This is a genomic window from Pseudomonas sp. TH08 (assembly GCF_016651275.1).
Taxonomy (GTDB): domain Bacteria; phylum Pseudomonadota; class Gammaproteobacteria; order Pseudomonadales; family Pseudomonadaceae; genus Aquipseudomonas.
Genome location: NZ_JAEKEE010000001.1, coordinates 187,501 through 200,537, shown reverse-complemented (window position 1 = coordinate 200,537; position 13,037 = coordinate 187,501). Strand labels below are relative to the sequence as shown.

General features: G+C 57.8%; 12 protein-coding genes. 9 read left to right on the top strand and 3 right to left on the bottom strand.

What is annotated here, in order from left to right; genetic code table 11:
- Positions 1–157: 157 nt before the first annotated feature.
- A complete protein-coding gene (locus JFT91_RS00965) occupies positions 158–502 on the bottom strand; it encodes a pentapeptide repeat-containing protein (protein WP_201228511.1) in 345 nt (114 codons plus the stop codon).
- A gap of 91 nt (positions 503–593) precedes the next feature.
- Complete coding sequence (locus JFT91_RS00960) at positions 594–2,150, bottom strand: AAA family ATPase (protein ID WP_201231348.1); 1,557 nt, start codon at positions 2,148–2,150, stop codon at positions 594–596.
- Positions 2,151–2,268: 118 nt separating this feature from the next.
- Between JFT91_RS00960 and mrcB the strand changes: the two genes are divergently transcribed.
- Genes mrcB through JFT91_RS00945 form a run of 3 tightly spaced genes read left to right on the top strand, consistent with a single transcriptional unit; the run spans position 2,269 to position 5,694 of the window.
- Positions 2,269–4,593 carry a penicillin-binding protein 1B gene (gene mrcB, locus JFT91_RS00955; RefSeq protein WP_201231347.1) on the top strand — a complete coding sequence of 775 codons (2,325 nt, stop codon included), beginning with the start codon at positions 2,269–2,271 and terminating at the stop codon, positions 4,591–4,593.
- Between the two features lie 16 nt (positions 4,594–4,609).
- The gene (locus JFT91_RS00950; RefSeq protein ID WP_201231346.1) at positions 4,610–5,359 is read left to right on the top strand and encodes a tetratricopeptide repeat protein; all 750 of its coding nucleotides are present in this window, start codon (positions 4,610–4,612) and stop codon (positions 5,357–5,359) included.
- Positions 5,359–5,694: a YqcC family protein gene (locus JFT91_RS00945; protein ID WP_201231345.1), complete on the top strand. Its 336-nt coding sequence runs from the start codon at positions 5,359–5,361 to the stop codon at positions 5,692–5,694. Before JFT91_RS00950 ends, JFT91_RS00945 begins: the two co-directional genes overlap by 1 nt.
- Positions 5,695–5,804: 110 nt before the next feature.
- On the opposite strand, the gene JFT91_RS00940 is transcribed toward JFT91_RS00945, so the two are convergent.
- Positions 5,805–6,221, bottom strand: coding sequence for a DUF4124 domain-containing protein (locus JFT91_RS00940; protein WP_201231344.1), 417 nt, complete (start codon positions 6,219–6,221; stop codon positions 5,805–5,807).
- 399 nt (positions 6,222–6,620) lie between these two features.
- On the opposite strand from JFT91_RS00940, the gene JFT91_RS00935 reads away from it, so the two are divergent.
- The 6 genes from JFT91_RS00935 to msrQ all read left to right on the top strand — a co-directional run bounded on the left by JFT91_RS00935 (position 6,621) and on the right by msrQ (position 12,608).
- Positions 6,621–8,345 carry an acetolactate synthase 3 large subunit gene (locus JFT91_RS00935; protein ID WP_201228505.1) on the top strand — a complete coding sequence of 575 codons (1,725 nt, stop codon included), beginning with the start codon at positions 6,621–6,623 and terminating at the stop codon, positions 8,343–8,345.
- Positions 8,346–8,347: 2 nt separating this feature from the next.
- The gene (gene ilvN / locus JFT91_RS00930) at positions 8,348–8,839 is read left to right on the top strand and encodes an acetolactate synthase small subunit (RefSeq protein WP_003176102.1); all 492 of its coding nucleotides are present in this window, start codon (positions 8,348–8,350) and stop codon (positions 8,837–8,839) included.
- 48 nt (positions 8,840–8,887) lie between these two features.
- Complete coding sequence (gene ilvC / locus JFT91_RS00925) at positions 8,888–9,904, top strand: ketol-acid reductoisomerase (protein ID WP_003228216.1); 1,017 nt, start codon at positions 8,888–8,890, stop codon at positions 9,902–9,904.
- Positions 9,905–10,050: 146 nt separating this feature from the next.
- The gene (gene pssA / locus JFT91_RS00920; protein WP_064118674.1) at positions 10,051–10,908 is read left to right on the top strand and encodes a CDP-diacylglycerol--serine O-phosphatidyltransferase; all 858 of its coding nucleotides are present in this window, start codon (positions 10,051–10,053) and stop codon (positions 10,906–10,908) included.
- Between the two features lie 63 nt (positions 10,909–10,971).
- Positions 10,972–11,985, top strand: coding sequence for a protein-methionine-sulfoxide reductase catalytic subunit MsrP (msrP, locus tag JFT91_RS00915; RefSeq protein WP_201231343.1), 1,014 nt, complete (start codon positions 10,972–10,974; stop codon positions 11,983–11,985).
- Entirely contained in the window at positions 11,985–12,608 is a 624-nt protein-coding gene (msrQ, locus tag JFT91_RS00910) for a protein-methionine-sulfoxide reductase heme-binding subunit MsrQ (protein WP_201231342.1), read from the top strand. Before msrP ends, msrQ begins: the two co-directional genes overlap by 1 nt.
- Positions 12,609–13,037 lie beyond the last annotated feature (429 nt).

Sequence of the window (13,037 nt, the reverse complement as noted above, 5' to 3'; positions counted from 1 at the left end):
CCTGCGGACGCAGAAAGGAGGGGGCACAGATCATTGTAGGAGTGAGCCTGCTCGCGATAGCGGACTGACAGGCAACATATTTGTTGAATGTTGGACCGATATCGCGAGCAGGCTCGCTCCTACAGGGGTAGGCGTTATGTCTGGGAGTGAGGGAGATTTAGCGGGTGCGATAACGCAGGCGCGTGCCGAAATTCATCGACATCAGAATTTCGTCGGCACTCAACTCCGGCGGGAAGTACGCCCCGGAAATCTGTGCGTGGGCCAGGCTTGCACCTTCAAGCGCCGCATTGCGGAAATCAATGCCGCGCAGGTCGGCGGAGCGGAAGTACGCGTCCCGGAAATCCACGCCATCGGCATTCAGTTCGCGCAGGTCGAGCCCGCGAAAGTCGCCGCCGACCATATCGATCGGACCGTCTTGTGGGCGTTCCTTGTTGAAACCTGTGATGTCGTCTTTGTGCAGCAAGGCATACAGCGGGGAGTCGAGCAGTTTCGGCTGGCTCATGTCAGATCACCTGTTGGTTTTATGACGCCAGTATAGTGCCACTATTTGGCGGCCGTGAAGCGAGCGAGGGCTCCACGGCCGAAATAGTTTCTTACAAGCCTGGCAGGCGCTGACGAATCTGCGCGACCACGGTGTCCAGCGTGCCGGATTCATTGGTCTGCACGCGTTTGCTGCGCAGAATCTCTTCCGGCGTCAGTGCTTCGCGATTGGCCTGCTGCGCTTCGATCACAGCGAGCGTGGCGTCAGACGGATCCTGTTTGTCTGACTGACGAATCGCCAGCCAGCTCTCGATCACCGCTTGCGGCGCGTTGCAGTCGAGGATCAGGAACGGCGTCCCGGTGGCTTCGGCGATTTTTGCGGCGCTGTCGCGTTGCTCACGCTTGAGGTAGGTCGCATCGATGACCACCGGGAAACCGGCGTGCAGAATGACTTCAGCGATCTCATGCAGGCGCGAGTAGGTTTTTGCGCTGGCGTCGGCGCTGTAAATGCCAGCCTGCACATCGTTGGCGACGGTTTGTTCGCCGAACAGGCGCTTGCGCTCGACATCCGAACGCAGGCGAATCGCACCCAGTGCCTCGACCAGGCGCATGGCCACGTGGCTTTTGCCGACAGCGGAAACACCGTGGGTGATCGCCATGAAACGCGAAGGAATGGTGCTGTAGCTTTCCGCCAGGTTGGCGTAGTTGCGGTATTGGCGCAGGGTGGTCGCACGCTGCACGGGAGTGGCATCTGCCGGCATGCTGAACAGCGCAACCTTGGCGCGAACCAGCGCACGGTAGGCTTTATAGAAGTTCAGCACTTCCAGGCCTTGGTAGTCACCGGTCAACTCAAGATATTGGCTGATGAAGCGGCGAGCCAGTGATTTCAGACCACGGTCTTCAAGGTCCATCGCCAGGAAACCGGTATCGGCCCAGACGTCAGTGAAGCGGAACGGCTCGTTGAATTCGATGCAGTCGAAAATCACCACTTTGCCGTCGATGACGGTGGCGTTGCCCAGGTGAATGTCACCGTGGCATTCGCGGGTGAAACCTTCGGTCTTGCGTTGGGCGAACAGCGGCTTGAGACGGTCGAAGCTGCTTTCGGCCCAGGCTTTCAGTGCCTCGAGTTGCAGCAGATCGTTTTTGTCGCTGAGGAATGGCAGGATCTGCTCGAAGTTTTGCGCGACCGGTGCCATCACGCTGTCCGGGGTGCCGGCGTCGTGTTCGGCAGGGACTTTTGGCGCGGTGAGGTGGAAGTGCGCGATCTGCTGCGCCATCTCATCGATGTGCTGGGTGGTCAGTTCGCCATTGGCTTGCAGGGTGCTGAGCAAACCGGTCTGTGGGAACTGGCGCATTTTCAGCAGGTATTCGATGGCCGGACCGTCGCCGCCCAGTTGCGGAGCCTCGATACTGCCGGTGACCGGCAACACTTCCAAATACAAATCGTCGGTCAGACGCTGGTTCAGACGCAGCTCTTCAGCGCAAAAGTGTTCGCGTTGTTCGAGGTTGGTGAAGTCGAGGAAGCCGAAATTCACTGGCTTCTTCACTTTATAAGCGAAGGGGCCGGTGAGGATCACCCACGAGATATGGGTTTCGATGACCTGGAACCCTTCGACGGGGTGCGGGTAGAGGGCCGGGTTTTGCAGGGCAGCGATCAGTGACTGGCTCACGGGCGATCCTTCAGAGACTGGGGGAAATTCAAGGTCGCCATTATGGCCGCTCGCCAGCCTGACGCAAACCTCGGAGCGCTCCTGTTGAGTATGAATAAAGTGCGTATAATCCGCCGCCATGACTCGAACTCGATCCCCCCGTACCAAGAAAAAACCACCATCCAAGGGCCTGCGCCCGTGGCTGAGCTGGGCCATTAAACTCAGTCTGGTCGGCCTTGTGGTGCTGGCCGGCTTCGCCGTTTACCTCGATGCCGTGGTGCAGGAGAAGTTCTCCGGCAAGCGCTGGACCATCCCGGCCAAGGTATACGCGCGCCCGCTCGAGCTGTTCGTCGGACAAAAGCTGAGCAAGGACGATTTCCTCACCGAACTCGATGCCCTCGGCTATCGTCGCGAAGCCGTGAGCAATGGCCCCGGTGCTGCGGCCGCCAATGGCAATACCGTCGACCTGAACACCCGTGGCTTCCAGTTCTATGAAGGTCTGGAAAAAGCGCAGCCAGTGCGCGTGCGCTTCTCCGGCGATTATGTCGCTGAGTTGTCGGCGACCAACGGTTCGAAATTGTCCGTGGTTCGCCTTGAGCCGTTGTTGATCGGCGGGATTTATCCGAAGAATCTTGAAGACCGCATCCTGATCAAGATCGATCAGGTGCCGCCGTACTTGCTCGATACGCTGATCGCCGTGGAAGACCGCGACTTCTACAACCACTGGGGCGTGTCGCCGAAGTCGATTGCCCGGGCTGTCTGGGTCAACACCTCTGGCGGCAAGATGACGCAGGGTGGCAGTACGCTGACCCAGCAGTTGGTGAAAAACTTCTACCTGACCAACGAACGCAGCCTGACTCGCAAGCTCACCGAAGCGATGATGGCGATGTTGCTGGAACTGCATTACGACAAGAAAGAAATCCTTGAGGCGTACCTCAACGAGGTCTTCGTCGGTCAGGACGGTCAGCGCGCGGTGCACGGTTTTGGTCTGGCCAGCCAGTTCTTCTTCGGCCAGCCATTGTCCGAGCTCAAACTGCATCAGGTCGCACTGCTGGTCGGCATGGTCAAGGGGCCTTCCTACTACAACCCGCGGCGTAATCCTGAACGCGCGCTTGAGCGGCGTAACCTGGTGCTCGACGTGCTCGTTCAGCAAGGCGTGGCAACGGCGGAGCAGGTCGACGCGGCGAAGAAAATGCCATTGGGCGTGACCACTCGCGGCAAACTGGCCGACAGTTCGTTCCCGGGCTTTATCGATCTGGTCAAACGCCAGTTGCGTGAAGACTACCGCGACGAAGACTTGACCGAAGAAGGTCTGCGCATCTTCACCAGTTTCGACCCGATTCTGCAGATGAAGGCTGAAGCGTCGGTCAACGACACCTTTAAACGACTGGCCGGGCGCAAGGGCTCCGATGACGTTGAAGCGGCAATGGTCGTGACCAACCCGGAAACCGGCGAAGTGCAGGCAATGATCGGTAGCCGTCAGGCAAGTTTTGCCGGCTTCAACCGGGCGCTCGATGCTGTGCGCCCAGTGGGTTCGCTGATCAAGCCGGCGGTGTATCTGACTGCGTTGGAGAAACCGAGCAAGTACACGCTGACCAGTTGGCTGTCGGACGATCCGTTGTCGGTCAAAGGTGCTGACGGTCAGGTCTGGAAGCCGCAGAACTATGATCGCCGTTCCCACGGCACGGTGTTCCTCTATCAGGGCCTGGCGCATTCCTACAACCTGTCGACTTCGCGTCTGGGTCTGGAAGTGGGTGTGCCCAACGTACTCAAGACGCTTGGGCGTCTGGGCGTAACCCGTGAGTTCCCGGCGTTCCCGTCGATGCTGCTGGGTGCCGGCGCCATGACCCCGATCGAAGTCGCGACCATGTACCAGACGCTGGCCAACGGTGGCTTCAACACGCCGATGCGCGGCATCCGCAGTGTGCTGACGGCCGAAGGCGAGCCGCTCAAGCGGTACCCGTTCCAGATCGAACAGCGTTTCGATCCGGCGTCGATCTACCTGATTCAGAACGCCATGCAGCGCGTGATGCGTGAAGGTACCGGTAGTTCGGTTTATAACGTGCTGCCGAAAACCCTGACGCTGGCGGGCAAGACCGGCACCAGTAACGATTCCCGTGACAGCTGGTTCGCCGGTTTCAGTCAGGATCTGCTGGCGGTGGTCTGGCTGGGTCGCGACGATAACGGCAAGACGCCATTCACCGGTGCCACCGGTGCGTTGCAGGTCTGGACCAGTTTCATGCGCAAGGCCGATCCGCTGCCGTTGGACATGCCGCAGCCGGACAACATCGTCCAGGCGTGGGTTGATTCGCGTACCGGGCAAGGCTCCGATGCCAACTGCCCAGGGGCGGTGCAGATGCCGTATATTCGCGGCAGCGAACCGCCACCCGGCGCTGCGTGTGCAAGCGAAACGCCTGCTTCGCCGGAGTCGGTGATGGATTGGGTCAAGGGCTGGATGAATTAAGCAAAGAGGGTTTCAAGTGAACAAGTGGTTGATTCCAGCGGTGACCGCCGTGGCTTTGCTCAGCGGCTGCTCTACCGTACAGCGTGGTTCGATCCCGGTGGTTGATTCCGGCACGGCCGTGTCCAACAGCGAACGTATTTCAGCCAATGGCGGCTTCCGTCAAACCACGGTGAAGCGTCCGGTGCAGGCTCAGACTCAAGCGATCCCGCAGGGTGATACCGGCGTGGTAGTGATGGTGCCGGGTGGTGGTGCGACGACATCGGCGCCGATCAGCACTTCGCCGATCGTGCCGGGTCCGGCGTCGGGCGGTATTACGGCCGGGCCGTATAACCCGTCGTCGGTAGAATCGGCGCCAATCAACTCCGGCAATTACAACATGCCGTCGACCCCGAGCGGCATTCCTTCGGCCAGCAGTGGCGGCGGACTGTCGGCGGATGAGCAACTGGACGGCCCGGTGCTCGCCTTGCTGACCACGGCGCAACAGCAGCAGGCCGGTGGCGACCTCAACGGTGCGTCCTCCAGTCTGGAGCGTGCACAGCGCGTTGCCCCGCGTGAGCCGCAAGTGCTTTATCGTCTGGCGCAAGTACGCATGGCGCAAGGTGATGCGCCGCAAGCCGAGCAGTTCGCCCGTCGTGCGCTGACCATGGCCAACGGTCGTCCTGACTTGCAAGCGAATCTATGGGAAATCATCGCGCAGTCCCGTGAAAAACAAGGTGATTCCGCCGGTGCTGCTCAGGCCCGTCAGAAGGCCAAGGTTTCGCTGTGATGGATGCCCGTTTTCCGAAAATCGCCGATCAGTTGTTGCTGATCGAGCGTGAACTGCGCACGCAAGGCTGGTGGGATGAGGTGTCGCCGTCGGCCGAAGCGCTGAGCAGTGTCGAGCCGTTTTCGGTCGATACGCTGGACTTCGAGCAGTGGCTGCAATGGATCTTCCTGCCGCGGATGAAGATGATCCTTGAGCAGGATCTGCCGTTGCCCAATGCCTCGGGTATTCAGGAAATGGCCGAAATGGTCTTTGCCCAGCGCAATCTTCAGGGCAAGGATCGTCAGCTGCAGGTGTTGCTCAAAGAGTTCGACCTGCTGATCACCGCCTCGCGCTGATCGAGTCCTTTCTGGAACGGACACCGGATCAATGTAGGAGCTGCCGCAGGCTGCGATCTTTTGATCTTTAAAATCAAAAGATCGCAGCCTGCGGCAGCTCCTACAGGCGTCTATTCACAATTCTGCGCAATCTGCTTCTGCGCCTCAACAATGCGCTCCTGACGCTGCGCATCATCCAGCCGTCGCATCTGTCCCTCGACTTCCTCCCTCAAACGCGGATTGTTCTGCAACTGCGCAAGGTTCGTCCGCGCCTGTTCGCAAAAGGTCTTGAGCTGCGCCTGTTGGTCAGCGACCTGTTTCTTGACCTTGTCGTCGATCGCTTTCTGATCACCCAACACACCGCTACCCGGCATTGGCGCAGGTTTCTGCGCGGGCGAGGAGGGCGTCTGCATGCTGGTCGACGGCTGACCCGGTGGCGGCTGTGCGTCGAAGTGCGTAACACCTTGGGCATCGACCCATTTGTAGATTTGAGCGGCCGAACACCATGGGCTGAGGCCGATCAGCAGAGTGAGGAGTAGCGTTCGCATGCTGATTCCTTGGCAAAATTGCGCAATTGACACTAACAGAGTAGCGGTTTTCAGGTTTTTTCTTGCGTTCTCATGTGCTTACCCACAATTAACCACACAGACGACTTGACTTGGAGAGGGCGAAACAGAAGAATCCAAAGTCCGCTGTAGAGGGACTGCCAGAAGCAGACCCACTCGGTAGATCATGAGGCGCACACCCGCGCCGACCTGTTACACCCGCAACGCGTTACCTCGCGCTGGGTGGGAAAGGCCCGCAACACTTGGGACGATCCCAATACTTGCTCAGTCAGTGCTGACGTAGTCGGCGACCACCGTCGCTCATGCTCTGCCGAGAAGTAAACCTATTAAGACCCGCCCCTTTTTTGTGGACGGTATTCTGGCGTTTTAGAGGTGAACAACGTGGAGCTTTTATCTGGCGGTGAGATGCTCGTCCGCTTTTTGCGTGACGAAGGCGTCAAATATATCTACGGGTACCCGGGTGGTGCTCTCCTGCATGTTTACGATGCCCTGTTCAAAGAACCGGAAGTGACTCACATCCTGGTTCGTCACGAGCAAGCGGCAACCCATATGGCTGACGGTTATGCCCGTGCCACCGGTAAAGCCGGCGTGGTATTGGTGACGTCCGGTCCTGGCGCCACAAACGCCATTACCGGTATCGCGACCGCCTATATGGACTCGATTCCAATGGTGATTATTTCCGGTCAGGTGCCAAGCACCATGGTCGGTACCGACGCGTTCCAGGAAACCGACATGATCGGTATCTCCCGGCCGATCGTGAAGCACAGCTTCATGATCAAGCACGCTTCGGAAATCCCGGAAGTCATGAAGAAGGCGTTCTACCTGGCGCAATCCGGTCGTCCGGGCCCGGTCGTGGTCGATATCCCGAAAGACATGACCAACCCGGCCGAGAAGTTTGAATACATCTTCCCGAAGAAAGCCAAGCTGCGTTCCTACAGCCCGGCCGTTCGTGGCCACTCGGGGCAAATCCGCAAGGCAGCAGAAATGCTCCTGGCGGCCAAGCGTCCAGTGCTCTATTCGGGCGGCGGCGTGATCCTCGGCAACGGTTCCGCACCGCTGACCGAACTGGCGAAAATGCTCAACCTGCCAGTGACCAACACGCTGATGGGCCTGGGCGGTTTCCCGGGCACTGATCGTCAGTTCATCGGCATGCTCGGTATGCACGGCAGCTACACCGCCAACCTGGCGATGCACCATGCTGATGTGATCCTCGCGGTCGGCGCGCGTTTCGACGATCGCGTGATCAATGGCCCGGCGAAGTTCTGCCCGAATGCCAAGATCATTCACATCGACATCGACCCGGCTTCGATCTCCAAAACCATCAAGGCCGACGTACCTATCGTGGGTCCGGTGGAAAGTGTCCTGACCGAAATGGTCGCGATCCTCAAGGAAATCGGCGAGACCCCGAACAAGGAGTCCGTGGCCAGTTGGTGGAAACAGGTTGATGAATGGCGCGGTGATCGCGGCCTGTTCCCTTACGACAAGGGCGACGGCAGCAAGATCAAACCGCAGACCGTGATCGAAACCCTGTGCGAAGTGACCAAGGGCGACGCCTTTATCACTTCCGACGTGGGCCAGCACCAGATGTTCGCTGCGCAGTACTACACGTTCAACAAGCCGAATCGCTGGATCAACTCCGGTGGCCTGGGCACCATGGGCTTCGGTTTCCCGGCGGCCATGGGCATCAAGTTGAGCTTCCCGGATGACGATGTTGCCTGCGTCACCGGCGAAGGCAGTATCCAGATGAACATCCAGGAACTGTCGACCTGCCTGCAATATGGCTTGCCAGTAAAAATCGTCATCCTGAACAACGGTGTTCTGGGCATGGTTCGTCAGTGGCAGGACATGAGCTACGGCAGCCGTCACTCGCACTCGTACATGGAATCGTTGCCTGACTTCGTCAAACTGGCTGAAGCCTACGGTCACGTTGGCATGCGCATCACCGACTCGAAAGACTTGAAGTCGCAGATGGCGGAAGCGTTTGCCATGAAGGATCGCCTGGTCGTGCTGGATATTTCGGTCGACACCAGCGAGCACGTCTATCCGATGCAGATCAAAGACGGCTCGATGCGCGATATGTGGCTGAGCAAGACGGAGCGTACTTAATCATGCGGCACATTATTTCCTTGCTTCTGGAAAACGAACCCGGCGCTTTGTCTCGTGTAGTCGGCCTGTTCTCGCAGCGCAACTACAACATCGAAAGCCTGACCGTGGCCCCGACCGAAGACCCGACCCTGTCGCGTCTGACGCTGACCACCGTCGGGCACGATGAAGTCATCGAGCAGATCACCAAAAACCTGAACAAGCTGATCGAAGTGGTCAAGCTGGTGGACCTGTCGGAAAGTGCTCACATCGAGCGCGAACTGATGCTGGTCAAGGTCAAGGCCACTGGCGCCCAGCGCGCCGAGATCAAACGCACCACCGATATTTACCGTGGACAGATCGTCGATGTCAGCGCCAGCGTGTATACCGTTCAATTGACCGGTACCAGCGACAAGCTCGACAGCTTCATTCAGTCCATCGGCACCGCATCGATTCTGGAAACCGTCCGTAGCGGCGTGACCGGCATTGCCCGCGGCGACAAAGTACTCAGCATCTAAACCAAATTAGCGAATGGCCTGAACGGCCTGGATATAAAGGGGAAATTCATGAAAGTTTTCTACGATAAAGACTGCGACCTGTCGATCATCCAGGGCAAGAAAGTTGCCATCATCGGTTACGGTTCCCAGGGCCACGCCCAAGCGTGCAACCTGAAAGATTCCGGTGTCGACGTTACCGTTGGTCTGCGTAAAGGTTCGGCCACCGTTGCCAAAGCTGAAGCTCACGGCCTGAAAGTGACCGACGTTGCTTCCGCAGTTGCTGCTGCCGACCTGGTCATGATCCTGACCCCGGACGAGTTCCAGTCGTCGCTGTACAAGAACGAAATCGAGCCGAACATCAAGAAAGGCGCCACCCTGGCCTTCTCCCACGGCTTCGCGATCCACTACAACCAGGTTGTTCCGCGTGCTGACCTCGACGTGATCATGATCGCGCCGAAAGCACCGGGCCACACTGTACGTTCCGAGTTCGTGAAGGGCGGCGGTATCCCTGACCTGATCGCGATCTACCAGGACGCCTCGGGCAACGCCAAAAACGTTGCGCTGTCCTACGCTGCTGGCGTGGGTGGCGGTCGTACCGGCATCATCGAAACCACCTTCAAGGACGAGACCGAAACCGACCTGTTCGGCGAACAAGCCGTACTGTGCGGCGGTACCGTTGAACTGGTTAAAGCCGGTTTCGAAACTCTGGTTGAAGCTGGCTACGCGCCGGAAATGGCCTACTTCGAGTGCCTGCACGAACTGAAGCTGATCGTTGACCTCATGTACGAAGGCGGTATCGCCAACATGAACTACTCGATCTCCAACAACGCTGAATACGGCGAGTACGTGACCGGCCCGGAAGTGATCAACGCCGAGTCCCGTCAGGCCATGCGCAACGCCCTGAAACGTATTCAGGACGGCGAATACGCCAAAATGTTCATCAGCGAAGGCGCAACCGGCTACCCTTCGATGACCGCCAAGCGTCGTAACAACGCCGCTCACGGTATCGAAATCATCGGCGAGCAACTGCGCTCCATGATGCCGTGGATCGGTGCCAACAAGATCGTCGACAAAGCCAAAAACTAAGTCGTCGTCCCTTGTACAAAAAACGCGGCCTCGGCCGCGTTTTTTCGTTTGCGCCGGTGGTTCTGGTATAAAGCTGCATCGTTTGTGGCCGAACCGTCGTCCCAGACACCTGTCGAATTTTTCCAAACCGTTGCAAGGTAATGTCCATGAGCGAACGTCCCGAAGAGCCGAACAAGGCTTCTGACGCCGAAAGCCTGCTGCCCATCGATGAACACATCGAAGAAGGGCACGACGCAGAAGGTCGTAAAGTCCGGCATCGTGGTATCTATCTGCTGCCGAATCTGTTCACCACTGCGAATCTGTTCGCAGGTTTCTATTCCATCATCAATTCGATGAGTGCGCAGGCTGCCTTGAGTGCTGGTGATGCAGCGAACGCGAGCAAGTATTTCGCGTTTGCGGCGATCGCGATTTTCGTTGCGATGGTGCTCGACGGCCTCGACGGTCGGGTTGCGCGCATGACCAATACGCAAAGTGCGTTTGGTGCCGAGTACGACTCGCTGTCGGACATGGTCGCATTCGGTGTTGCGCCGGCGTTGCTGGCCTTCGGCTGGGCACTGGGCGACATGGGCAAGGTCGGCTGGATGGTCGCCTTCATCTATGTAGCAGGTGCAGCCTTGCGTCTGGCCCGTTTCAACACCCAGGTCGGTACGGCGGACAAGCGCTACTTCATTGGCCTGGCCAGTCCGGCAGCTGCTGGCGTGGTGGCGGGGATTGTCTGGGCGTTCAGCGATTACGGGATTCAGGGTTCGAAGATGTCGTTCCTGGTCGCGCTGATGGTAGCGGCAGCCGGGATGCTGATGGTCAGCAACATCAAGTACAACAGTTTTAAAGAGCTGGACTTGAAGGGACGCGTACCGTTCGTTGCGATTCTCGCCGTGGTGTTGGTGTTTGCCGTCGTGTTCAGCGATCCACCGCGCATTCTGCTGCTGGTGTTCCTCGCCTACGCGGCTTCCGGCCCCGTGCAATACCTGTTGCATCTTCGTCGGCACAAAAAAGCCGAGTGATGTAATTTCCCGCATACTCCGCAGTCTATGGGTGCATCTGTCCTCCAAAGCTGCGGAGTTGTCATGTTGATCAAAATCCCCAAAGCGTCTGACTGCCACGAGTCGGATGTCACGCCTGAAGCCATTTATCTCTCTCGCCGCCAATTGCTCGGAGCTACCGCGGCCGGTATCGCTGTGAGCGGTCTGCCACGTTGGGCCAGTGCTGACGATGCTGCTCGGTATGCCGATGTGGAGCCGGGGAAGGCGCCTGCATGGCTTGTCGATAAGCTTTCTTCTACTAAATGGGGCGCCGTCAACGTCAAGGATGAGGCGATCACGCCTTATAAGGACGCCACGCACTACAACAACTTCTATGAGTTCGGTACCGACAAGGGCGACCCGGCAGCCAATGCTGGTTCGTTGAAGACCGAACCTTGGAGTGTGGTGATCGACGGGGAGGTGAACAAGCCAGGGCGATATGCACTGGAAGACTTCATGAAGCCGTACCAGTTGGAGGAGCGAATCTATCGCCTGCGCTGTGTCGAAGCTTGGTCGATGGTGATTCCGTGGATCGGTTTTCCAATCTCTGCATTGCTCAAGCAGGTCGAGCCGACTGCCAATGCGAAGTACATTCGCTTCGAAACGTTGCAGGATCCCAAGAGCATGCCCGGACAGCGTTCTGGTTTTGCTTTGATCGACTGGCCTTATGTAGAGGGTTTGCGTCTGGACGAAGCGATGAATCCATTGGCGATTCTGGCCGTCGGCATGTATGGCCGCGAGCTGCCTAACCAGAATGGCGCGCCGCTGCGTTTGGTGGTGCCATGGAAGTACGGCTTTAAAAGCGTCAAATCCATCGTGCGTATCAGTCTGGTCAGCGAGCAGCCGAAGACCACCTGGCAGAGCATTGCGGCTGATGAGTACGGGTTTTATGCGAACGTGAACCCGACGGTTGATCACCCTCGCTGGACCCAGGCGCGGGAGCGGCGGTTGCCAAACAGTCTGTTCAAGCCAAACGTGCGTGATACGCAGATGTTCAACGGCTACTCGGATGAAGTCGCTTCTTTATATACAGGGCTCGATCTGCGGAAGAATTACTGATGCGATTCCCGTTCTGGCGTATAGGCGTTTTCATTGCGGCGGCGATCTGGCCGATGCTCTGGTTGTATCAGGCGCTTGAGGATTTGCTTGGACCGGATCCCGGAAAAGTGCTGGTGGATCGATTAGGGCTGGGGACGCTGGTGCTGTTGTTGATCACCCTGAGCATGACGCCTTTGCAGAAACTCACCGGGTGGGCGGGGTGGATTGCTGTTCGCCGGCAATTGGGACTTTGGTGTTTCGCCTATGTGGTGTTGCACCTGTGCAGCTATATGGCATTTATCCTGGGGTTCGATTGGTCGCAACTGGCGGTCGAGTTGCGCAAGCGGCCCTACATAATAGTCGGTGCGTTGGGTTTCCTTGGTCTGTTGGCATTGGCGGTGACGTCCAATCGCTACAGTCAGCGTCGTTTGGGTTCGCGCTGGAAGAAGCTGCATCGCCTGGCGTACGTAATTCTGGGGTTGGGTTTACTACATATGTTGTGGATCGTGCGCGCCGATCTTGAGGAGTGGGCGGTCTATGCCTCTATAGGTGCGGTGCTTCTGGTGCTGCGTATTCCGCCGGTGACGCGTCGTATCCCGCGTTTGCTGGGCAAAAAGCCGGTTTTGCAAGAAAAGCGAAATTAACGGTTGACGGCAGATTCTGGACGTCTATAATTCGCCCCACTTCCGGCGCAGTCGAAACGGAAAACTCCTTGAGATTCAATGAGTTATACGGTTTTCGATAGCGGGTCGCTTCAGATCATCGAAGCCTGGAAGGAGTTGGAAATGCCGGTTGTTATGGCGCTTTCAACGTTTCGATCTTCTCGGTCGAAAGCGGAGAAAAAGAGGTGTTGACAGCAGCGTGTAACGCTGTAGAATTCGCCTCCCGCTGACGAGAGATCGGAAGTGCAAGTGGTTGAAGTTGTTGAAGAATTCTTCGAAAACTTCTGAAAATAATCACTTGACAGCAAATGAGGCTGCTGTAGAATGCGCGCCTCGGTTGAGACGAAAGATCTTAACCAACCGCTCTTTAACAACTGAATCAAGCAATTCGTGTGGGTGCTTGTGGAGTCA

Coding starts and splice junctions, on each gene's coding strand:
- JFT91_RS00940 (WP_201231344.1), bottom strand. CDS start 6,221: ATGCGAACGCTACTCCTCACTCTGCTGATCGGCCTCAGCCCATGGTGT.
- msrQ (WP_201231342.1), top strand. CDS start 11,985: ATGCGATTCCCGTTCTGGCGTATAGGCGTTTTCATTGCGGCGGCGATC.
- JFT91_RS00965 (WP_201228511.1), bottom strand. CDS start 502: ATGAGCCAGCCGAAACTGCTCGACTCCCCGCTGTATGCCTTGCTGCAC.
- ilvN (WP_003176102.1), top strand. CDS start 8,348: ATGCGGCACATTATTTCCTTGCTTCTGGAAAACGAACCCGGCGCTTTG.
- pssA (WP_064118674.1), top strand. CDS start 10,051: ATGAGCGAACGTCCCGAAGAGCCGAACAAGGCTTCTGACGCCGAAAGC.
- mrcB (WP_201231347.1), top strand. CDS start 2,269: ATGACTCGAACTCGATCCCCCCGTACCAAGAAAAAACCACCATCCAAG.
- ilvC (WP_003228216.1), top strand. CDS start 8,888: ATGAAAGTTTTCTACGATAAAGACTGCGACCTGTCGATCATCCAGGGC.
- msrP (WP_201231343.1), top strand. CDS start 10,972: ATGTTGATCAAAATCCCCAAAGCGTCTGACTGCCACGAGTCGGATGTC.
- JFT91_RS00945 (WP_201231345.1), top strand. CDS start 5,359: ATGGATGCCCGTTTTCCGAAAATCGCCGATCAGTTGTTGCTGATCGAG.